The organism is Polaromonas eurypsychrophila (genome assembly GCF_014641715.1).
GTDB lineage: Bacteria > Pseudomonadota > Gammaproteobacteria > Burkholderiales > Burkholderiaceae_C > Polaromonas > Polaromonas eurypsychrophila.
Genome location: NZ_BMIG01000009.1, coordinates 53746 through 76201, shown reverse-complemented (window position 1 = coordinate 76201; position 22456 = coordinate 53746). Strand labels below are relative to the sequence as shown.

16 protein-coding genes are annotated in these 22456 nt (G+C 62.6%); 4 read left to right on the top strand and 12 right to left on the bottom strand.

The window, feature by feature from the left end:
* Positions 1-59: 59 nt before the first annotated feature.
* From IEX16_RS13010 to dapC, 8 genes are all read right to left on the bottom strand, one after another.
* A complete protein-coding gene (locus tag IEX16_RS13010; protein ID WP_229676331.1) occupies positions 60-1379 on the bottom strand; it encodes a tyrosine-type recombinase/integrase in 1320 nt (439 codons plus the stop codon).
* A gap of 287 nt (positions 1380-1666) precedes the next feature.
* Complete coding sequence (locus IEX16_RS13005; protein ID WP_188708914.1) at positions 1667-2170, bottom strand: hypothetical protein; 504 nt, start codon at positions 2168-2170, stop codon at positions 1667-1669.
* A 62-nt stretch (positions 2171-2232) separates the two neighbouring features.
* Entirely contained in the window at positions 2233-4254 is a 2022-nt protein-coding gene (locus IEX16_RS13000) for an ABC-F family ATP-binding cassette domain-containing protein (RefSeq protein WP_188708913.1), read from the bottom strand.
* 54 nt (positions 4255-4308) lie between these two features.
* Positions 4309-5283, bottom strand: coding sequence for a HemK family protein methyltransferase (locus IEX16_RS12995; protein ID WP_188708912.1), 975 nt, complete (start codon positions 5281-5283; stop codon positions 4309-4311).
* Positions 5280-6482 carry a succinyl-diaminopimelate desuccinylase gene (dapE, locus tag IEX16_RS12990; RefSeq protein ID WP_188708911.1) on the bottom strand — a complete coding sequence of 401 codons (1203 nt, stop codon included), beginning with the start codon at positions 6480-6482 and terminating at the stop codon, positions 5280-5282. Before dapE ends, IEX16_RS12995 begins: the two co-directional genes overlap by 4 nt.
* Positions 6483-6484: 2 nt before the next feature.
* Positions 6485-7630, bottom strand: a complete 1146-nt coding sequence (locus IEX16_RS12985) for a PilT/PilU family type 4a pilus ATPase (protein WP_188709015.1) — start codon at positions 7628-7630, stop codon at positions 6485-6487.
* Between the two features lie 40 nt (positions 7631-7670).
* Entirely contained in the window at positions 7671-8498 is an 828-nt protein-coding gene (gene dapD, locus IEX16_RS12980) for a 2,3,4,5-tetrahydropyridine-2,6-dicarboxylate N-succinyltransferase (protein ID WP_188708910.1), read from the bottom strand.
* Positions 8495-9790 (bottom strand): succinyldiaminopimelate transaminase, encoded by a 1296-nt coding sequence (gene dapC, locus IEX16_RS12975; protein WP_188708909.1) that lies wholly within the window; start codon positions 9788-9790, stop codon positions 8495-8497. The genes dapD and dapC overlap by 4 nt, the downstream gene beginning before the upstream one ends.
* Positions 9791-10102: 312 nt before the next feature.
* On the opposite strand from dapC, the gene smc reads away from it, so the two are divergent.
* The 3 genes from smc (at position 10103) to ligA (ending at position 16946) form a co-directional block, all read left to right on the top strand.
* The gene (smc, locus tag IEX16_RS12970) at positions 10103-13636 is read left to right on the top strand and encodes a chromosome segregation protein SMC (RefSeq protein WP_188708908.1); all 3534 of its coding nucleotides are present in this window, start codon (positions 10103-10105) and stop codon (positions 13634-13636) included.
* A gap of 136 nt (positions 13637-13772) precedes the next feature.
* Positions 13773-14843, top strand: a complete 1071-nt coding sequence (locus tag IEX16_RS12965) for a cell division protein ZipA C-terminal FtsZ-binding domain-containing protein (RefSeq protein WP_188708907.1) — start codon at positions 13773-13775, stop codon at positions 14841-14843.
* A gap of 18 nt (positions 14844-14861) precedes the next feature.
* Positions 14862-16946 carry an NAD-dependent DNA ligase LigA gene (gene ligA, locus IEX16_RS12960; protein ID WP_188708906.1) on the top strand — a complete coding sequence of 695 codons (2085 nt, stop codon included), beginning with the start codon at positions 14862-14864 and terminating at the stop codon, positions 16944-16946.
* Positions 16947-16959: 13 nt separating this feature from the next.
* Here the strand turns inward: ligA and IEX16_RS12955 are convergent, their stop codons facing one another.
* On the bottom strand, positions 16960-17394 hold the full coding sequence (locus IEX16_RS12955; RefSeq protein WP_188708905.1) for a YbaN family protein: 435 nt from the start codon (positions 17392-17394) through the stop codon (positions 16960-16962).
* A gap of 69 nt (positions 17395-17463) precedes the next feature.
* On the opposite strand from IEX16_RS12955, the gene def reads away from it, so the two are divergent.
* Entirely contained in the window at positions 17464-18003 is a 540-nt protein-coding gene (def, locus tag IEX16_RS12950; protein WP_188708904.1) for a peptide deformylase, read from the top strand.
* Positions 18004-18021: 18 nt separating this feature from the next.
* On the opposite strand, the gene IEX16_RS12945 is transcribed toward def, so the two are convergent.
* From IEX16_RS12945 to map, 3 genes are all read right to left on the bottom strand, one after another.
* Complete coding sequence (locus IEX16_RS12945; protein WP_188708903.1) at positions 18022-18552, bottom strand: OmpA family protein; 531 nt, start codon at positions 18550-18552, stop codon at positions 18022-18024.
* A 212-nt stretch (positions 18553-18764) separates the two neighbouring features.
* Positions 18765-21431: a [protein-PII] uridylyltransferase gene (locus IEX16_RS12940; RefSeq protein WP_188708902.1), complete on the bottom strand. Its 2667-nt coding sequence runs from the start codon at positions 21429-21431 to the stop codon at positions 18765-18767.
* Positions 21432-21491: 60 nt separating this feature from the next.
* Positions 21492-22346 carry a type I methionyl aminopeptidase gene (map, locus tag IEX16_RS12935; RefSeq protein ID WP_188708901.1) on the bottom strand — a complete coding sequence of 285 codons (855 nt, stop codon included), beginning with the start codon at positions 22344-22346 and terminating at the stop codon, positions 21492-21494.
* Positions 22347-22456: the final 110 nt, after the last annotated feature.

The window sequence follows — 22456 nt, the reverse complement described above, 5'->3', positions numbered from 1 at the left end:
GATACGACTAGCCATCCGTCTTACCGCAGAGGCCGCTGCGGTGCCGGTTGCCTGATTCGTCAGGCGCGTTTCTTTATCGGTGTCACGTTGCTGGCTGGCTTCTGGTTCAGCAGCTTATGCAGCGTCTCCAGTGCCTTGCGCTTTTCTGCCAGATAGTCGTGGCCATCGTAGTGGCGGGCCTGCACACCAGCAATCCCGTGCGACTGCAAGCGGCCCCTAATCTCAGTCGAAACCCCTACGCTGGCTAATAGCGTTTCCACGCCGGAACGAATGCGCTTAGCTTGGAAGTCGGGAATGTCGGCGGCGGCTTCGACGGCCCAGGCGCTCAGGGTCACGGCCCCTAAGTGGGTTTTCCCGCCGTCAGTGGATAGGGCAAAGTGTCCTTGCGGCTTGCAGTCGAGCAACGCGGCGGCAGCGGTCTGGATCAGTGGCACCGTATGCGGGCGCGGCGGTTTGCCGGGTCTGCCCTTGCCGTCATAAAGCAGGATTGAATCGCCCGTCACGTTGCTGGATAGCAGATTTACCAGTTGTTCGATGCGTTGCCCACCAGTCAGCAGGTGCAGGCGTAGGACAGCACCACGGAACCCTGGCGCGGCCTTGATGGCATTCCAGTAGGTGCGTAATTGATCCACTGTCAGCGGGTTTTTGTCGGCCTTGTTCTGGCTTTCGTCCGGCTCGGTATCGGCGGCGGGGTTGGTCACCACGTTGTAAGCCTTGAAGTGCACGGGGATGCTGGCCTTAGAGCGGGCGGCGCGGGCGGTCTGGTAGGCGGCTCTCACGTAGGAGCGCAGTTTGTTGGCCGTGCGGCCTTTCCCAAGCTCCAACACGCGGCGCATCATGTCGGCGATCTGTTCGCCGGTCACCTCGTTGGCAGGCAGGGCGGCAATTTTGGGCCATGCCTCGATAACGTGCAGCTTGAAAATCGAGCGGGCATCTTTGAAGGCCACGCGGCCCAATGCCTCCAGGTGGTGGCAGTAGTCATTAAGCAGGTTTTGCAGCGTCTGTTTTGCAGCCTCATGCTTGTCAGCGGCGGCTTTTTGCTTGCTTTCCTTTTGGGCGGCGACTAGGGCAGGGTAGCCCCCCGCCGGTTTATTGTCCTGATGCTTTTGCGCCAGCGTTTCAGCGGCCCGCATGGCAGCAGCGATTGAATAGCCCTTGATGGTCGGTTTTAGGGCTTTGGGCGATGCGTCCGAATCGTAATGGCCGATAGTCACGCGCTCAGTCTTGCCGCCGATGGTCGAGCGCCAGTAAAAGAGAACGGCCCTGCTTTTCAGCCTTCTGACCTCAAGTGATCCGCTTGGAAGGACTTTTCCAAGGTTGGCAAACTTGCCGGGGATCAGCTCATTGATTACTTGTCCGATGGTCTTTACTGCGCTCATTTTTTAGTCCGTTTGGCTGTCACGGTGACAGTCTGGTGACAGTTTAAGCGCGAATGAGAAAGAACGTCAACGGACTTATGCGAACATTAATTAATATAAATCAAGTACTTGAGAACTGGTGACAGTTCGCCGGAGTGCGCCAAAAGCCGGTATTTTGAGACTTTTAATCCGTTTGTCGTGGGTTCGACCCCCGCAGGCCCCACCAAAATTTGAAAGCGCCTGACTGTAAAGTCAGGCGCTTTTTTCTTTGTCGTTTCAGTATGGCACCTGGCTATGCCGCGCCGCGCTCAAGCCGAGTACCCGAGCAAGGGCACCTCAAGCTGCGCCTCGCGCGCGACGCGGATGCAGTCCTTCATGTGCTCCTCACCGAGGTAGCGAATCGCTGCATAACCGACCGTGGCTGCAACGATCTGGCCGGCGAAGGGCACGTACTTGGCGAGTTGTTTGGTGGTCAGGCGCATGCCGATTTTGGTGGCGGCCTTGAGGATCAGGTCGCGGCTGATGAGTTTGCCGATCAGCACCGAGCCGACCATGGTGACGGCTTTCTGAATCTGGTCGCGTTTTTTCGGATCAAGCTGGTCGAGTTGCTGCGGCGTCAAGCCGAACTCCCGGTTGATCTCGGGGATCAGCCGCGACAGCATGGCTGCATCGACCGCCCAGTCCAGGCCGGGTACCGGCACAGCGCTGGCTGCCGCGGCCACCACAGCGCGTTTGTGCAGCAATTTTCGGCTACGGGTGACGGCAGCAGCGAGGGCGGCGTCGTCAGAGGCCATTTGAAGTGCGGTAGGCATGGCGCCACTTTAGCCCGAAATGCCGCGCAGCGGTGTAGGTGCGCGACGCAAGCCGAGCGCTGTCAGGCCGCCGCCGTTTCGATCTGCTCGGTCAGCTCCAGCCAGCGTTCTTCGAGTGTGCCCAGCTCGCTGTCAATGGCTTTGAGGCGCTTGCCGGTCTGGGCCAGCTCAAGGGCTGCGGTGCTGCCGGCCAGTCCTGCCTGCAGCTTGTCACGCTCGGTGCTGAGGGCCTGCATTTGCTGGTCAATCTTTTCCTGCTCCTTGCGCAGCGGCTTCGTGCTGTCCGATTGCTGCTGGCGGCGCTGGGCATCGCCTTTTTTATCGGCCGATTTCTTCGTATCAGAAATGCCCGAAACCGCCGTCGGCTGTGCGCTGGCAGCGACTGATTTGCTGGCGTCTGCCACTGCAGCGGGTGTGCTGCCGGCCTTCTTGGCTTCTTCGCGCTGGCGCTTCGCGTAATCCAGCAAATACTTCTGGTAGTCGTCCAAGTCACCGTCAAACGGCGCCACACCGCCCTGGGACACCATCCAGAACTCGTCACACACCGCACGCAACAAGGCGCGGTCGTGGCTGACCAGCATGACCGTGCCTTCAAATTCGTTAAGCGCCATTGACAACGCTTCGCGCGTGGCCAGGTCCAGGTGGTTGGTTGGCTCATCAAGCAGCAAGAGGTTGGGGCGCTGCCAGACGATCATGCAGAGCACCAGCCGGGCTTTTTCGCCGCCGCTCATGCTGCCGACTGATTGCTTGACCATGTCGCCGCTGAAGTTGAAATTGCCCAAAAAGCTGCGCAAGTCCTGCTCGCGCGTCGGCTGGTTGCCCATCTTGCCGGCGGCGGTGACTTCCTTGACCAGGCGGATCATGTGCTCCAGCGGATTGTCGACCGGGCGTAACACGTCGAGCTCCTGCTGGGCGAAGTAGCCGATATTCAGGCCCTTGCCTTCGGTCATCTCACCACTGATGGGGGCCAGGGCCCGCGCAATGGTCTTGACCAGTGTTGACTTGCCCTGGCCGTTGGCGCCCAGGATGCCGATGCGCTGGCCAGCCAGCACCGACTTGCTGACGTTTTGCACGATGGTGGTGGGCGGCGTGCCTTCAGGCGCGTCTTCCGGCGGCGGATAGCCGAAATACGCGTTCTGCATTGAGAGCATGGGGTTGGGCAGGTTCGCCGGTTCCTTGAACTCGAAGGTGAAGTCGGCTTCGGCCAGCAGCGGCGCGATTTTCTCCATGCGGTCCAGCGCTTTGACCCGGCTTTGTGCCTGCTTGGCTTTGCTGGCCTTAGCCTTGAAACGCGCGATGAACTTTTGCAGGTGGGCAATCTTGTCCTGCTGCTTGGAATACGCGCCTTGCTGCAGCGCCATCTGTTCGGCGCGCAGGTCTTCAAACTTGCTGTAGTTGCCGCCATAACGCGTGAGTTTGGCGCGTTCGATATGCACCGTGACGTCGGTCACGGCGTCGAGAAACTCGCGGTCATGGCTGATGACCAGCATGGTGCCCTGGTAGCGCTGCAGCCAGGCTTCGAGCCAGACCAGGGCGTCCAGGTCCAGGTGATTGGTCGGCTCGTCGAGCAGCAGCAGGTCGGACGGGCACATCAGCGCGCGCGCCAATTGCAGCCGCATGCGCCAGCCGCCCGAAAAGCTGTTGACCGGGTTGTCGAGTTCGCTAACCTTGAAGCCCAGACCGAGGATCAGGGCCTGTGCACGCGCCTGCGCGTCATGGGCGCCGGAGTCGTACAAGTCCATGTAGGCATGGGCCATGCGGTCGCCGTCGCCGCTGGCCTCGGACGCATCGACCTCAGCCTGCGCGGCCAACAGCACCACATCGCCTTCGATCACGTAACTTGTGGCGCTTTGTTCGGTCTCTGGCATGTCCTGGGCGACCTGCGCCATACGCCATTGCGCGGGGATGTAAAACTCCCCGCCGTCTTCGTGAAGCGTGCCATTGAGCATGGCAAACAACGAGGACTTGCCCGCGCCGTTGCGCCCCACCAGGCCGATTTTTTCACCGGGGTTCATGCTGACAGACGCGCTGTCGAGAATCACTTTGGCGCCGCGACGCAGCACCACATTTTTAAGGGTAATCATTTAAAACAGACAAATTGTTCGGCATTCACAGCCGTGGAAGCCAGGATGCAGGTTTCAGGCCAGTTGCTGGCGGGTGAGCAGTAATACCTGGTCAGGGCCTGCGCTGGTCTCGAACCACAGGGGCTCCAGCCCGGGAAAGACGCGTTCAAAATTCTCGCGCTCGTTGCCGATTTCCAGCACCAAAACCGCATTTTCGCTCATATGGCGGGCGGCGTTTAGAAAAAGGCTTCTGATGAAGTCCATGCCGTCTTCGCCGCCGGCCAGCGCCAGCGCCGGTTCAGCCCTGAATTCGGCCGGCAGCGCGGCCATGGTGGCCGCGTTGACATAGGGCGGATTGCACAGAATCAGGTCATAGGGGCCGGGGCAGGCAGCCAGGCCGTCAGATTCGATCAGCGTGATGCGTGATTGCAACCCATGGACGTCTACATTGATGCGGGCCACAGCCAGCGCGTCGGTGCTGATGTCGGCGGCATCGACGGCCACGTCCGGATACGCCATGGCCGCCAGAATGGCCAGGCTGCCGTTGCCGGTGCACAGGTCCAGCACGCGAAAAACTGGAGCCCCCACGCTTGCCACTCCGTGTGCTGCGCTGCCCCCCGAGGGGGCGTTCGCTTGCTGGGGGCGGCCCGGCGCGGCGCTCGGCTCGCTGAGCCAGGGGTCTATGCTTTCATCAACCAGCAGCTCTGCAATCAGTGAACGCGGAATGATCACGCGTTCATCGACGTAAAAAGGCACACCCTGCAACCAGGCTTCGCGCGTCAGGTAGGCGGCGGGCTTGCGGGTGTTGATGCGTGCTTCCAGAAGGAGAGCAACTTTTTCAGCATCGGCGGGGGTGACAGAGGTGTTCTCCTCTTCATCGAGCTCGTCCAGCGGCAGTCCCAGCGACCACAACACCAGCCACGCGGCTTCGTCAAAGGCCGTCAGCGTGCCCTGGCCAAAGCCGTCAGCCTGCGTGAGGCCGGCCGATTCGAGTCGGTCGGCCCAGTATTCGACCAGTGCGATGACGGTCGTCGGCTGCGCAGGACTCACAGCGCGGCGAGGCGCTCCAGCACGCCTTTGTAGATGTTTTTCAGCGGGTCCAGCGTATCGACCCGCACGTTTTCGTCGATCTTGTGGATGGAGGCGTTGATCGGTCCGAACTCAATCAGTTGCGGGCAAATGCTGGCGATGAAACGCCCGTCGCTGGTGCCGCCGGTGGTGGACAGTTCGGTGACCACGCCGGTCTGGGCCTTGATGGATTCACTGATTGCTTGCACCAGCTCGCCCGGTGTGGTCAGAAAGGACTGGCCGCCCAGTGTCCATTTCAGGGCGTAGTCGAGCCGGTGTTTCTGCAGGATGGCTTCCAACCGCATTTTCAAGTCGTCGGCCGTCGATTCGGTCGAAAAACGGAAGTTGAAGTCCACCACGAGTTCACCGGGGATGATGTTGGACGCGCCGGTGCCGCCGTGCACATTCGAGACTTGCCAGCTGGTGGCCGGGAAAAATTCGTTGCCCTTGTCCCATTCTGTGGCCACCAACTCGGCCAGGGCGGGTGCAAAGCGGTGGATGGGGTTGTCGGCCAGATGCGGGTAGGCGATGTGGCCCTGCACACCCTTGACGCTCAGCTTGCCGCTGAGGGTGCCGCGCCGGCCGTTTTTGATCATGTCGCCGAGCCGGTCCACCGAGGTCGGCTCGCCGACGATGCAGTAATCCAGCACCTCGCCGCGCGCCTTGAGCTGCTGCACCACGACGGCCGTGCCGTCCACGGAAGGGCCTTCCTCGTCGCTGGTGATCAGGAAGGCGATGGACAGATTCGGTTGCGGCTTGGCCGCCAAAAACTCCTCGACGGCGACCACCATGGCCGCAATCGAGGGTTTCATGTCGGCGGCGCCGCGGCCGTACAACACGCCGTCTCGGTGACTGGGTGTGAAGGGCGGGCTGGTCCATTGTTCGAGCGGGCCGGTTGGCACCACGTCAGTATGGCCAGCGAAGACCAACGTCCGGGGCACTCCGTTTGCTATCAAATCGGGAGCTGTCTGCGCAAGACTGGTATGGGCTACAGGTCTGAAGCCTTTAAACTTTGCCCACAAATTGGTGACGCGGAAGTGGTCGGGCCCGCTGATGATGGTCTCGCATTCAAAGCCGAGCGACTGCAGCCGCGCGGTGAGGATGGCCTGGCAGCCCGCATCGTCGGGCGTGACGGAGGGGCGCGAAATCAGTTGCTCGGCGAGCTGAAGCGTTCTGGACATCTTCAGTGTTTCACATCCAAAGTGATCTCGGTGAACGAAGGCTCGTCGTCCGGATCCTCTTGCGGCTCGGCCGCTTTGGCAGCCACGGAAAAATCGTTTTCCAGACGCCACATCAGGTTGGTCGGGGAGTCGGCGTACAGAATGCCTTCCTTTCGCGTGACAGTTCCGTTGACGATCAGTTTGGCGATGTCCTGCTCGAAAGTCTGCGAGCCTTCGGCCATGGATTTTTCCATGGCTTCCTTGACACCGGAAAAGTCACCTTTTTCGATCAGCTCGGAAATCAGTTTGGTGTTGAGCATCACTTCCACGGCCGGCGCGCGGCCGCCGGCCTGGGTGCGCAACAGGCGCTGCGAGACGATGGCCTTCATGGCTGCGCCCAGGTCGCCCAGCATGGTGCTGCGCACTTCGACCGGGTAAAAGCTCAGGATACGGTTGAGCGCCTGGTAGCTGTTGTTGGCATGCATGGTGGCCAGGCAGAGGTGGCCGGACTGCGCATAGGCGATCGCAGCGGACATGGTTTCACGGTCACGAATCTCACCGATCAGGATGACGTCGGGTGCCTGGCGCAGCGCGTTTTTCAGCGCCACCTGCAGCGATTGGGTGTCGCTGCCAACCTCGCGCTGGTTCACCACCGACTTCTTGTTGGTGAACAAGAATTCGACCGGGTCTTCGATGGTCAGGATGTGACCTGGTTGGGTCGCATTGCGGTGGTCCATCATGGAAGCCAGCGTGGTGCTTTTGCCGGCGCCGGTGGAGCCGACCATCAGCAGCAGGCCGCGTTTTTCCATGATCAGCTCGCTCAAGATGGGCGGCACGTTCAGGCTGTCAAGCCGGGGAATCTCATTGGGCACATAGCGGATCACGGCTGCGTAGGTGCTGCGTTGCCTGAAGCCGCTGATGCGGAAGTTGCCGACGCCGGCCAGCGGAAACGCCATGTTGAGCTCGCCAAGCTCCTCCAGTTCCTCGATTTTTTCGGGTGGCAGCACCTCGGCAAGCAGGTTGCGTGGCGCGTCGGGCGGCAGCACCTGGTTGTTGATCGGGATCGCCTCTCCGTTGATCTTGATCAGGGCCGGAGAATGTGCCGACAGATAGACGTCGGAGGCCTTTTTATCGGCCATCAAACGCAGGATTCGTTCCATCGTGCTCATGGTCGGCGCAGTCATCGTCGGGTTCCGATCAATCAATCAGTCAGTCACGAAGGAGGTCATTCAGGCTGGTGGTCGCGCGGGTCTTGGCGTCAACACGCTTGACGATCACGGCGCAATACAGCGAGTATTTGCCGCCGGCCTTGGGCAGGTTGCCCGACACCACCACGGAGCCGGCCGGAATGCGGCCATAGGTCACGGTGTCTGCCTCGCGGTCGTAAATCGGCGTGCTCTGGCCGATGTAAACGCCCATGGAGACCACTGAGTTTTCTTCGACGATCACACCTTCGACGATCTCGGAGCGTGCGCCGATGAAGCAGTTGTCCTCGATGATGGTCGGGTTCGCCTGCAACGGCTCAAGCACGCCGCCCAAGCCGACACCGCCGGACAGGTGGACGTTTTTGCCGACCTGCGCGCAACTGCCGACTGTGGCCCAGGCATCGACCATGGAGCCCTCATCGACATAGGCGCCGATATTCACGTAGCTGGGCATCAAGATCGCGCCCTTGGCGATGTAGCTGCCGCGGCGCGCTACCGCAGGCGGCACCACACGCACGCCGCTGGCCTTCATTTCCTCTTCGCTCAGGTGCGCAAACTTGGTCGGCACCTTGTCGAAAAAGCCGAGGTCGCCGGCGCGCATCATCACGTTGTCCTTCAGGCGAAAGCTCAGCAGCACGGCCTTCTTGATCCACTGGTGCGTGGTCCACTGGCCCACACCCTGGCGCGTGGCGACACGCAGGCGGCCGGCGTTGAGTTCGGAGATCGTGTGCTCCACCGCATCCTGGATTTCTTTCGAAGCGGCCTGCGGCGAGAGGTTCGCGCGGTCGTCCCAGGCGGCGTTGATGATGCTTTCGAGTTGGTCTTGTTTCATTTTGGATTGGCGTTGGATTGGATAAATTGAACGATTCTTTCAGCGGCTTCGACACACTCGGCGGTTTCAGCGACCAGGGCCATGCGGATTCTGCCGGCGCCCGGATTGTGGCCGCGGGCTTCGCGGGCCAGGTAACTGCCAGGCAACACCACGACATTGTAAAGAGCGAGCAACTCGCGCGAGAAAGCCGCGTCGTCGCCGCCAAAATGCGCGGGAACCTGTGCCCACAGATAAAAGCCGGCGTCGGGCAGCGCCACGTCCATCACGGCGGCCAGCAACGGTGTGACTTTGGCAAACTTCTCGCGGTACATGGCGCGATTCGCGATCACATGCGCTTCATCGTCCCAGGCGGCGATGCTGGCGGCCTGCACGATGGGGCTCATGGCGCTGCCGTGGTAGGTGCGGTAGAGCAAAAAGGGTTTGATCAATGCCGCATCACCGGCTACAAAACCGCTGCGCAGGCCGGGCACGTTGCTGCGTTTGGACAGGCTGGTCAGCGCGATCAGGTTTTTGAAATCGTGGCGACCGAGTTGCGCGGCAGCCTGCAGGCCACCGAGCGGCGGCTCGTCCCGGAAATAGATCTCGCTGTAACACTCGTCCGAGGCAATCACAAAGCCGTAGCGGTCGCTGAGCTCGAACAGCAGCTTCCACTCGTCCAGGCCCATGACCGCGCCGGTCGGGTTGCCGGGTGAACAAACAAACAGCAACTGGGTCTTTTGCCAGACCGCTTGCGGTACAGCAGCCCAGTCCACCGCGAAGTTGCGCGCCGGATCGCTCGGTGCAAACCAGGTGTCGGCGCCGGCCAGCAGCGCCGCGCCTTCGTAGATTTGATAGAACGGATTGGGACAAACTACAAGAGCCCCCACGATCCCCACTTCGTGTGGTTCGCTGCCCCCCGAGGGGGCTGTGCTTGCTTGGGGCGGCCCAGCGCGGCGCACGGTCGCGCCGGGCTGGGTGGGATCAATGACGGTTTGTGCCAGCGCAAACAAGGCTTCGCGCGAGCCGTTGACCGGCAGGATCTGCGTTAGCGGGTCCAGCGCCAGGCCGTAACGGCGATTCATCCAGCCGGCCAGGGACTGCCGCAGTTTCGGTTCGCCGGCCGTGGCCGGGTAACTCGCCAGCCCGGCCAGGCTGGCGCTGAGCGCGGTCTTGATCAGTTCCGGCGTCGCATGTTTGGGCTCGCCAATGCCCAGGCTGATGGGACGGTAGGCGGGGTTGGGCGTGACGCCGGCGTGGAGCAAGCGCAGCCGCTCGAAGGGGTAGGGCTGCAGGCGTTTCAACAGAGGATTCATGGCCCGGATTATCCAGTGTGCGTAGCGCATCAGTTGCACGATCCGTGAAACGCTACAAAATTCATAGCTGCCCACGCCCATGGGGCATGGGCTGGAGGTCGATTTTTCGCATAAATCGACAAAGGACCGCAACTGGCAGGCTACGCAGCCAGCCAATGAGGCAACAATCCCCCTTTTTTACAGCGGCCCGCCCGCCCGCCTCGGGTAACATTACAGGCTCTGCATTGCTGGAAGCAGGTTCAGCGCATCCAAAAAGCGCTATAAAAATCAATGACTTAGCTCCAAAGCGCGAATAAAAAAACAGGGTTTGCCGTGCGTCTCAATTCGATCAAGTTATCCGGGTTCAAGTCGTTTGCCGAACCAACCAATTTTGTGTTGCCCGGCCAACTGGTCGGCGTGGTCGGCCCCAACGGTTGCGGCAAGTCCAACATCATGGACGCCGTGCGCTGGGTTCTCGGTGAAAGCCGCGCCTCCGAACTGCGCGGCGAGTCAATGCAGGATGTGATCTTCAATGGCACCAACATCCGCAAACCGGCCAGTCGGTCCAGCGTCGAGCTGGTGTTCGACAATGCCGACCATCGCGCCGGCGGCCAGTGGGGCCAGTTTGCTGAAATCGCCGTCAAGCGCGTGCTGACGCGCGACGGCACCAGCAGCTACTACATCAACAACCAGCCGGTGCGCCGGCGCGACGTGCAGGACGTGTTCCTCGGCACCGGCCTGGGCCCGCGCGCCTACGCCATCATCGGTCAGGGCACGATCAGCCGCATCATCGAATCCAAGCCCGAGGAGCTGCGCCTGTTTCTCGAGGAAGCTGCCGGAGTCTCCAAATACAAGGAGCGCCGCCGCGAAACCGCCAACCGCCTGAGCGACACGCGCGAGAACCTGACCCGCGTCGAGGACATCCTGCGTGAGCTCAATGCCAACCTCGAAAAACTGGAAAAGCAGGCCGAGGTGGCGTTGCGCTACAACGCGCTGCACGCCGATGCAACGCTCAAGCAACACCAGTTGTGGTTTTTGAAGCGTGCCGAAAGCGAGGCTGATCAGGCCAAGGTGAAGGGCGATGCGGAAAAATCGGTTAACGACCTCGAAAGCCGCATCGCCGATTTGCGCCACATCGAGGCCGACCTCGAGACCATCCGCCAGGCGCACTACGCCGCCGGCGACCAGGTCAACCAGGCCCAGGGCAAGCTTTATGAAGCCAGCGCCGAAGTCGGGCGCCTGGAGTCCGAAATCCGTTTTGTGGTGGAGGGCCGGCAGCGCGTCGAGCAGCGCCTGCAACAGCTCAAGGAGCAGACCGCGCAATGGGCCGCCCGCAAGGATGACGCGACACTGGAAACCGAAAACCTCGCCGCGCAGGCGTTGCAGGCTGAAGAGCAGTCCGAACTGCTGGCCGCGCAGTCCGAAGACCAGGCCGGCCAGTTGCCGGCACTTGAGGAGGCGCTGCGCACCGCGCAGTCCAAAGCCAATGAACAGCGTTCCAGCGTCGGCCAGGTGCAGCAACAGATCCAGGTGCTGGCCGCCGACCAGCGCAACATCGAGGAGCAATCACGTGCCCTCAGCCTGCGCCATGAACGCCTGAGCGCCGACAAAAATGCGCTCAATGCGCCTGACGAAGCGCGCCTGACCAACCTCAATACCCAGTTCAGCGCGGCGCAGGAAAACCAGGACATGGTAGAGGCCCGCCTGCACGAGCTGACCGACAGCGTGCCGCAACTCGACGAAGACCGACGCACCAGGCAGCAGACCGTCAACACCGAGTCGGCCAAACAAGCCGAGCTGTCGGCGCGTTTGGAAGCACTCAAGGCGCTTCAGGAAAAAGTCAAAACCGACGGCAAGCTCAAGCCCTGGCTGGCCAGACACGGCCTGGACGGGCTGCAGGGCCTGTGGAGCCGCATCCACATCGAACAAGGCTGGGAAAACGCCCTTGAAGCTGCACTGCGCGAACGCCTGGGCGCGCTGGAGGTCAGCCGTCTCGACATGGTGCGTGGTTTTGCCGGCACCGATGGCCGTGATACACCGCCGGCCAAACTCTCGTTTTATTCACCGCCTTCAGCTGCAGCGCCGGCACCGGCCTCGCGCACCGGCTTGAAACCTCTGGCCGGCTTGCTGCGCCTCAATGACGCCGGCCAGGCGGCGCTGTTGGGCGACTGGCTACACGGCTGCCTGACCGCCGCCAGTCTCGACGAAGCCCTGGCCGCGCGCCCGCAGTTGCAGGCCGGTGAGGTAATTTTTGTCCAGACCGGCCATGCGGTGACACAACACAGCGTGAGTTTTTACGCCCAGGACTCCGAACAAGCGGGTTTGCTGGCGCGCGCGCAGGAAATTGAAAACCTCGAGAAACAATTACGCGGCCAGACCCTGATCAACGACGAGGTACGCAGCTCCTTGATTCGTGCCGAAGCCGCCTATGCCGACGCTGCCCAGCGTCTGGCAACGGCGCGCCGCGAAGCTGCCGAAGGCCAGAGCCGCACGCACGAGCTGCAGGTCGAGGTTTTGCGCCTGACCCAGCTGGCCGAGCAAACCCGGGCCCGCAGCGAACAGATCAATGCCGATCTCGGCGAGATCGACGCGCAAATGGCCGACTTGCAGGAGCGCAAGGTCACGGCCGAGGCACGTTTCGAAGAACTCGACATGCAACTGGCCGACAGCCAGGAGCGCCATGCGCAGCTTGACGACCGCGTCATCGAGGCCGAGCGGAAACTGAACGAATCACGCGAACAGCAACGCGCTCTTGAGCGCCAATCGCAGGAGGCGCAGTTCGCGCTGCGCAGCCTGGCTTCGCGCCGTGACGAACTGGCACGTTCCATAGACATCGCCGCGCAGCAGGCCGCATCGATCGCCAGCGAGGAAGAGCGCGCCAGAGCAGAGCTTTCGCGCCTGAGCGACGCCGCCGCCAAGGCCGGCCTGCAGGACGCCCTCAATGTGAAGCTGGAGCGCGAGGCCGACCTGGGCGCCAAACGCAGCCAGTACGACGACCTGACCACCAAGCTGCGCGCCAGCGACGAGCGGCGCTTGCAGCTCGAGCGCGAACTTGAGCCGCTGCGCCAGCGCATCACCGAGTTTCAGCTCAAGGAGCAAGCCGCTCGCTTGGGGCTAGAGCAGTACGCGCAGTTGCTGGGCGACGCCCAGGCCGACCTGGCAGCGGTCGAGCAGTCGATTCAGACCGGCAATGTGCGCCTGACCGGCCTGCAGGGCGAGATCGACCGCATCAACCGCGAGATCCAGTCGCTGGGCGCCGTGAATCTGGCAGCCCTCGACGAACTGGCCAGCGCGCGCGAACGCAAACAGTTCCTCGACGCGCAGTCGGCCGACCTGAACGAGGCCATGAACACGCTGGAAGATGCGATCAAGAAGATCGACGCAGAAACGCGCGAGCTGCTGTCATCGACCTTCGAGACGGTGAACCGCCACTTCGGGGAGATGTTCCCGCGCCTGTTTGGCGGCGGCAACGCAAAATTAATGATGACCGGTGAGGAAATTCTGGACGCTGGCGTTCAGGTGTTGGCCCAGCCACCGGGCAAGAAAAACCAGACAATTCACCTGTTGTCAGGCGGCGAGAAAGCCCTGACAGCGATTGCGCTGGTGTTCGCGATTTTCCAATTGAACCCCGCGCCGTTCTGCCTGCTGGACGAGGTCGACGCGCCGCTGGACGATGCCAACACCGAGCGTTATGCCAAGCTGGTGACCAGCATGAGCAAGGAAACGCAGTTCCTGTTCATCAGCCACAACAAGATCGCCATGGAAATGGCCGAACAATTGATAGGCGTGACCATGCAGGAGCAGGGCGTCTCGCGCATCGTCGCGGTCGACATGGAAGCAGCCCTTGGGTTTGCGGAGGCAGCATGACCGTTAAAGCAAGGCAACTCATGGGCTTTAAGACCAGCCGGGGCCGCGGAACCGGGCTCGCCGGACCTCAGGCGCAGCGGCCCCCCAAGGGGGCAGAGAGCCACACGCAGTGGGCGAACGTGGGGGCAATCTCAGCATGAGCACACTCCAGATCAGTTTGGCGATCATCGGCGGCTTGCTGCTGGCCATCGTGGTGGCCCACAGCGCATGGTCGGCCCGCAAAAACCTGCCGATGCAGCCCACCCCCGACCCGGTGGCCCCCGCCATCGATCCCACCGGCGGTGACCTGCCTCTGGACACGCAGCCCGAGCGCCTGGAACCCGGCTTCGATACCGACTCCAGCCTCGATGCCCTCACGGCGCTGACCGTGCCCGAGAAAAAGCCGGGCCTGGACGCGTTGATTGACGTGATTGCGCCCATCGGGGTCGATTCGGTGGTGTCCGGTGAAGCGGCACTGGCCGCCATGCCTGGCTCGCGCCGCGCGGGCAGCAAACCCTTTGCGGTGGAGGGCCTGAGCCCGGCCAGCGGCGCCTGGGAAACCCCGGCCGCCGGCCAGCGATACAGTGCCTTTCAGGCCGGCGTGCAACTGGCCAACCGCACCGGCGCGCTGAACCAGATTGAATTTTCGGAATTTGTCATGAAAGCGCAGGCGTTTGCCGACGCGATTGACGGCCAGCCGGAGTTCCCCGACATGATGGACGAGGTGGCGCGCGCGCGCGAACTCGATAACTTTGCCAGCGCCCATGACGCCCAACTGGGCTTCACCCTGCGCGCCAAACACACGGCATGGAGCCCCGGTTATGTGCAGCAAAACGCGGCCAAGCTTGGTTTTGTGGCCGGTTCCGTCCCGGGCCGCATGGTGCTGCCGGCCAGCCAGTCCGGCCCGCATGCACCCCCGGTACTGGGCCTGTCTTTTGACACCCAGGCCGCTATGGCCGAAGACCCGGAACAAACCGCGCTGCGCGAGCTGACGCTGTCGCTGGATGTGCCGCAAGTGCTGCGCGCCGAGCAGCCCTTTGAGCGCATGTGCGAAGCGGCGATTGCGCTGGCCGCCAGCATGGACGGCGTGATCATCGACGATCAGGGCCAACCGATACGGCCAGAAGCCATGGAAGCCATCCACGCTGACCTGGAGCAGCTCTACAACACGCTGGAAGAGCGCGACATGCCGGCCGGCTCGGCGCTGGGCCGGCGGCTGTTTTCCTGAACCTGCTTTTTCTTCGCCATGGCCACCCCTGACCTGTTTGCGTCGCCCGGGCTGTCGCCTGCCGACCGTATCGCCGAGTTGCGCAGCGAACTCCACCAACACGCCCACCGCTACCACGTGCTGGACGAGCCGAGCATTCCTGATGCCGAGTACGACCGGCTGTTTCAGGAGCTGCAGGCGCTGGAGGCTGCACACCCGGCACTGGCCAGCCTCGATTCGCCGACGGTGCGTGTAGGCGGAACGGCGCTGGACCAGTTCGCCAGCGTGCGCCACGCGATGCCCATGCTCAGCATACGCACCGAAACCGACACTGAAGCGACCGGCGCGCAGAACTTCGACACCCGCGTGCGCAAGGAGCTGGGATTGGCCGCGTCCGATCCATCGGTCGAGTACGTCGCTGAACTCAAGTTCGACGGCCTGGCGATGAGCCTGCGCTACGAGAACGGTGTGCTGGTGCAGGCGGCCACACGAGGCGACGGCGAAGTCGGCGAGGACGTGACGCAGAACATCCGCACCATCCGGCAGATACCGCTGCGGCTGCTTGAGGATGCGCCCCGAGTTCTGGAAGTTCGGGGCGAGGTCTACATGCGGCGTGATGACTTCGAATCGCTCAACGAGAAGCAGCGCGAAAAAATCGCCCAGGGCGCAAAAAACGAAAAAACCTTTGTGAATCCACGCAACGCCGCGGCCGGTGCAGTGCGGCAACTGGACCCAGGCATCGCGGCGCAGCGTCCGCTAAGCTTTTTTGCCTACGGTCTGGGCGAAGTCACGCCGCAGGAAGAAGGCGGTCCGCAGTTCGAGACCCACTTCCAGATGCTGCTGACCCTGAAATCATGGGGTTTTCCGGTTGCAGCCCATACCCAGTCTGCGCAAGGCGCTCCTGAATTAATAGCGTTTCATCAGAAGATTGCACGCGAACGCGATCAGTTGCCCTACGACATCGACGGCGTGGTCTACAAGGTCAACAGCCTGGCCCTGCAAAAAAAACTCGGTTTTGTCACGCGTGAGCCGCGCTGGGCCGTGGCGCACAAATACCCGGCCCAGGAGCAGATCACCACCGTACTGGCCATCGACGTGCAGGTCGGCCGCACCGGCAAACTGACACCGGTGGCCAAGCTGGCACCGGTGTTTGTGGGTGGCGTGACCGTGACCAACGCCACCTTGCACAACGAGGACGAGGCCAGGCGCAAGGACGTGCGGGTCGGCGACACGGTGATCGTGCGCCGCGCCGGCGACGTGATTCCCGAGGTGGTCAGTGTGCTGGCCGACAAACGCGTGAAGGACTCGCCGCAATTCACCATGCCGCGCACCTGCCCGGTCTGCGGCTCCGACGCAGTGCGGGAGGAGGGCGAAGCCGACTACCGCTGTACCGGCGGTTTGTTCTGCGGTGCCCAGCGCAAGGAGGCCATCCTGCACTATGCGCATCGCCGCGCCGTCGAGGTCGAAGGCCTGGGCGACAAGCTGGTCGAGCAAATGGTCGATGCCAACATCATCCGCACCCTGCCAGACCTCTACAAGCTGGGCCTGACCGCGCTGGCAGGGCTGGAGCGCATGGCTGACAAGTCGGCGCAGAACCTGTTGCAGGCACTGGAAAAGTCCAAGGCAACTACCCTGCCGCGTTTCCTGTTTGGCCTGGGCATACGGCATGTGGGCGAAGCAACGGCCAAGGAATTGGCGCGCCACTTCGGCAAGCTGGACGCGATCATGGAGGCCAGCGAAGAGCAACTGCTTGAAGTGAGCGATGTCGGGCCCATCGTGGCCACCAGCCTGCGAACTTTCTTCGACCAGCCGCACAACCGTGAAGTGGTCGAGCAGTTGCGTGCCTGTGGCGTTCACTGGACCGAGGGCGAGCCGGCCGCGCGCGCTCCGCAACCGCTGTCGGGAAAAACCTTTGTCATCACCGGCACCCTGCCGACGCTGAGTCGCGACGAGGCCAAAGACAAGGTAGAGGCCGCCGGCGGCAAGGTGGCCGGCTCGGTCAGCAAGAAAACCGATTACGTGGTGGCCGGAACGGAAGCCGGCAGCAAGCTGACCAAGGCGCAGGCGTTGGGCATAGCCGTGATCGATGAGACCGGTTTGCTGCTCTTACTGGAAGCGCCTTAGCGCTATCTGCGCTTCAGGCGGGCGGCACGCCGGCTTTGGTATTTTCCGGCCGCCGCCACAACCACACCAGCACGCAGGCCATGCTGGCAATCAGCAGCAAGGCCATCCAGCGTTTGGGCATGGTGAAAAACATCAGGACCGCACTGCCGCTCATCGTCAGGGTGGCCAGCCACTTGGCGCGCCTTCCAACCACGCCGCCTTGCCGCCAGTCCACCAGCATTGGTCCGAAGCTGGGATGGCTTTCCAGCCAGGCCAGCAAACGCGGGGAACTGCGCCCGGCAGCCCAGGCCGCGAGCAGGATAAAAGGGACGGTTGGCAGGACCGGCATGAAAATGCCGATCAACCCGAGCGCCAGGCTCAGCACCGCCACGGCTAGCAACAACCAGCGCGCGACGGCGGGCAGTGGGGCGCGGGCGGTGGCAGGCGGCGGGGACAAGGGCTCGGACATGCCCCATTTTGCCGTGCGCGGTGCGCGTCCTCTGTATGCTTGCGGTTTTGGCGTCACCTTCACACTTCCATGACCATCCGCGAGATTCTCAAAATGGGCGATCCGCGCCTGCTGCGTATTGCCCCGTCAGTGACCGAGTTCGACACCGACGAGATCCATTTGCTGGTGTCCGACATGTTCGACACCATGCGTTCCGTCAAAGGCGCTGGCCTGGCCGCGCCGCAGATCGGCGTGGACCTGCAACTGGTGATTTTTGGCACCGACACGCTTAATCCGCGTTACCCGGACGCGCCACTGGTGCCGCGCACCGTACTGCTCAACCCGGTGATCACGCCGCTGTCCTATGAAGAGGAAAACGGCTGGGAAGGTTGCCTGTCGGTGCCCGGCCTGCGCGGGCTGGTACCGCGTTATTCACGCATTCGTTATACCGGCTTCGACCCCTATGGCGACCCCATAGACCGCACTGTCGATGGTTTTCATGCCCGGGTGGTGCAGCATGAGTGTGACCACTTGATCGGCAAGCTCTACCCGATGCGCATCCGCGATTTCACCCAGTTCGGATTCACCGAGGTGCTGTTTCCGGGACTGGATGCGTCCGAAGACGATTGAGTTCTGTGTCCCCGCGCGTCAGCCGCCGTGCGGCGCCGGGAGGTCAGCCGGCAGCCTCGCCTTGCCGCCAGGGCCGAAGACGGAGCGCCACCAGTCGGCCGAGCCTTCCAGAGGCAGGGGCGAGCTGGTCACGGCATGCGCGTCCAGGTAGTCCAGTGTGACGCGGCGCCGGTACTGCGCGACCTCCTCACCGGCAAGCTCGATCAGTGGTCGGGCGGCCCCCCGGCTTTGGATCAGTACCTGCTTGGCGCCGGCGCCGGCCTTCATCAGTGCCGATCGAACGGCGATGGCGCGGCGGTCGCCCATCAGCCAAAAAAAACGGTGGCTGCCGGTGCCGTAACTGTGACCGGAAACCAGCACGACCTGTTCGGGCCGGTTGCCCAGCCAGGCGGCATGGGTGGCCAGCAGATCGCCATAGATTTCGGGTACCAGCCAGTTGTCGGGTTCAAAAAAGACCTGGCGGGCCAATGGCCGGCCGTCGTCGTCGCATTCACCGGAAACAAGCAGTTGCTGCTCGCGGCTTAAGAGGGTTTGGGTCTGGGCATGCATGGCAAGCTCCTTGAGGTGGCAATGTTCGATGAGGCTAGGCTGCCAAATGTTTTTCTGGCGTCCTCCGCAGTGGATTCATTGTCTGCCTCTGACAGCCTCATACAAGCCTCAAAGAGTGATGATGTGTAACTTTAAGAAAATCAATTAACTTATTGATTTAAATAGTAAATTAACAAACAAGAGCCTCTGTCCGAGTGGCTGCTACTGTGAAATCAGGCCGTGAGCGCTTCCAGAATTTCAGTCTCGATCGCGATCTGCGCCTTGTTTTGCTGCAGTTCCGGCCCGTCAATCAGGAAGGTGTCTTCGACCCGTTCGCCCAGGGTGGTGACCTTGGCGAGCTGCAGGTTGATGCGGTGGTGCGCCAGCACGCGCGCAATCGAATACAGCAGGCCGACCCGGTCGCTGGCCGAGACGCTGAGCAGCCAGCGCTGGCCTTTGTCGTCGGGTCGCAGATCAACACGCGGCGCAATCGGGAAGCTTTTGACCCGGCGCGACACCCGGCCTTTGCCGGGCGGCGGCAAGGGCTTGTTTTGTTCAATCGTGCGGTCCAGGTCGGCCTCGACCATGGCCGCCAGTTCGCGGTAGTGGTCGGCCAGGGTCGGGCTGACGACCTGGAAGGTATCCAGCGCATAACCGGGCGAGCCTTTGTGGGGTTTTGCCGTGTGCACCTTGGCGTCCAGGATGCTCAGACCTGCTTCCTCGAAATAGCCGCAGATGCGCGCAAACAGGTCCGGCGCGTCGGGTGTGTAGACCAGCACCTGCATGCCTTCGCCGGCGGCCGAGCGGCGCGCCCGCACCACGCAGGTGGCCGTGCCGACGTGGCGCGACAGATGGCGCGCATGCCAGGCGATGTCGCCAGCCTCGTGGCGCATGAAATAACTGACGTCCAGCGTGTCCCACAGCGCCTTGTGCGCCTCAAAGGGCTCGGCATGCAGGGCCAGCATGGCCAGCGCCTCGCGTTTGCGCGACTCGACCTCGGCGTCGGCATCCGGCGCACGGCCGCCCAGCACACGCAAGGTGTAGCGGTAGAGGTCTTCGAGCAGCTTGCCTTTCCAGGCGTTCCAGACCTTGGGACTGGTGCCGCGGATGTCGGCCACCGTCAGCAAGTAAAGCGCCGTCAGGTAACGCTCATTACCGACGCGTTTGGCAAAGGCGCCAATGACTTCCGGGTCGCTCAGGTCTTCCTTTTGGGCGATGCGGCTCATGGTCAGATGTTCACCAACCAGGAACTCAATCAGTTTGGCGTCCTCGGCCGGAATGTCGTGCTGGCGGCAGAACACCCGCACGTCCAGGCAGCCGAGCTCGGAATGGTCGCCGCCGCGGCCCTTGGCGATGTCATGGAACAGCGCAGCGATATACAGAATCCAGGGCTTGTCCCAGCCGGCGGCCAGTTGCGAGCAGGACGGGTATTCGTGTGCATGTTCAGCCATGAAGAAGCGCCGCACATTGCGCAGCACCATCAGGATGTGCTGGTCCACCGTGTAGACGTGGAACAGGTCGTGCTGCATCTGTCCGACAATTTTGCGGAACACCCACAGGTAGCGGCCCAGCACCGAGGTCTGGTTCATCAGGCGCATCGCGTGCGTGATGCCCGCAGGCTGCTGCAGGATCTGGCGGAAGGTGTTTCGGTTGACCGGGTCGCTGCGAAAGCCCGCGTTCATGATGCTGCGCGTGTTGTACAAGGCGCGCAGAGTGCGGGCTGACAGGCCCTGGATGCCGGGCGTGGTCTGGAACAGCAAAAAGGTTTCCAGGATCGCGTGGGGTTCGCGCTGGTACAGGTCGTCGCTGGCGACTTCGATCATGCCGCCCCTGTCGAAGAAGCGTTCGTTGATGGCCTGCATTGGAGCGGTGTGCGGGTGGATCCGCTCCTCGATGTTGAGCAGCAGGATCTGGTTGAGCTGGGTCACCGCCTTGGCGGCCCAGTAATAACGCTTCATCAGTGCTTCGCTGGCTCGCACCATGGGCCGTTTCGCCGACGGGCCGCCCCGAGGCGAAACAGCCCCCTCGGGGGGCAGCGAAGACACGCCAGTGCCGAGCGTGGGGGCACTGTGATAGCCGAAGGATTCCGCCACCGCGGTCTGCAGGTCGAACACCAAGCGGTCTTCGCGTCGGCCCGAGATCAGGTGCAGGCGCGCGCGGATCAGGCTCAGCAGCGCCTCATTGGCCTTGATCTGGCGCACCTCGAAAGCAGTGGCCAGGCCGTTGCGGGCGAGATCGTCCCAAGTCTTGCCCAAACCGACGGCACTGGCTACCCAGAGCACGAGTTGCAGGTCCCGCAGGCCGCCGGGCGACTCCTTGCAGTTGGGCTCCAGCGCATAAGGTGTGTTTTCAAACTTGTTGTGGCGCTGGCGCATCTCCAGCGTTTTGGCCACGAAAAAGGCCTGCGGGTCCAGTACGCCGTCCAGCTCGGTGACCAGCGCCGCAAAAATCTTGGTGGAGCCAGCCACCAGGCGCGCCTCCAGCAGCGAGGTCTGCACCGTCACATCCTTGGCGGCTTCCTCGACGCAGCCCGAAACCGTGCGCACGCTGGAGCCGATCTCCAGGCCGCTGTCCCAGCAGGCGCCTATGAAGTTTTCAATCTTGCCTTTGAGCGCCGGGTTGCCATCCACCCGCGAGTCATCGCGCAGCAGCAGCAGCACATCCACGTCCGAGTTCGGGAACAGCTCGCCGCGGCCAAATCCGCCGACCGCCACCAGCGCGCAGCCGACCGGAAAATCGGCGCGTTGCCAGATCTGGCGCAGGGTGGCATCGGTGTGCCGGGCCAGCCGGCGCAGCAGGCTGTGGATGCCGCGTGTGGAGGAGCCGCTACCGGCCAGCGAGGCCAGCAGCGCATTTTTACCAGCGCGGTAGTGCTCGCGCAAAGTGGCCGCTTCGGTCATGGCAGGCGAGGAAGGCAGCGCGGACAGCATCTGCGTGCGGCGGGGTTCGGCGACGCCGGTTCAGGCGGCCGAGTCGGCCGTGGCGGGCTCAGACGCCGCGTGGTAGGCCGCCACAAAGTCCGGCGTGGCCGGGCTGCCGGCCGACATCGTCAGCACTTCGTAGCCGGTCGGGGTCACCAGCACGGTGTGTTCCCACTGCGCCGACAGCGAATGGTCCCGCGTGACGATGGTCCAGCCGTCTTTTTCGGCGCCGTTCTTGATGTCGCGTTTGCCGGCGTTGATCATGGGTTCGATGGTGAAGGTCATGCCGGGCTTGAGCGCTTCGAGTGTGCCGGGGCGGCCGTAATGCAGCACCTGGGGCTCTTCATGGAAGCGCTGGCCAATGCCGTGGCCGCAAAACTCGCGCACGATGGTGAAACCCTGTTTTTCCGCAAACACCTGGATGGCATGCCCGATGTCACCCAGCCGCGCACCGGGTTTGACACGCATGATGCCGTGCCACATGGCTTCGTAGGTGACCCTGCACAGGCGCCGGGCGGCAATCGAGACATCGCCAATCATGTACATGCGGCTGTTGTCGCCGAACCAGCCACCTTTCGTGATCACGGTGACATCAATGTTCATGATGTCGCCCTTTTTCAGTGGCTTGTCGTTCGGGATGCCGTGGCAGACCACGTGGTTCAGCGAGGTGCACAGCGAAGCCGGGTAGGGCGGGTAGCCCGACGGCTGGTAACCCAGCGTGGCCGAGACCGTGCCCTGCACGTTAACCATGTAATCGTTAGCGAGTTTGTCGATCTCGCGCGTGGTGACGCCGGCTTTCACGAAAGGCGTGAGGTAGTCCAGCACCTCGGACGCCAGTTTGCAGGCAACGCGCATGCCCTCAATGCCCACTGCATCTTTGTACGTAATACTCATGCTGCGATTATCCCACCTGAGCATTGCAGAGGCAGGGCGCGCCGGCATCGCTGATAAAATTCAGGGTTAACGAGCACCCCGGCAGGCCTGTAGCGCTGCCAAACCCTTGG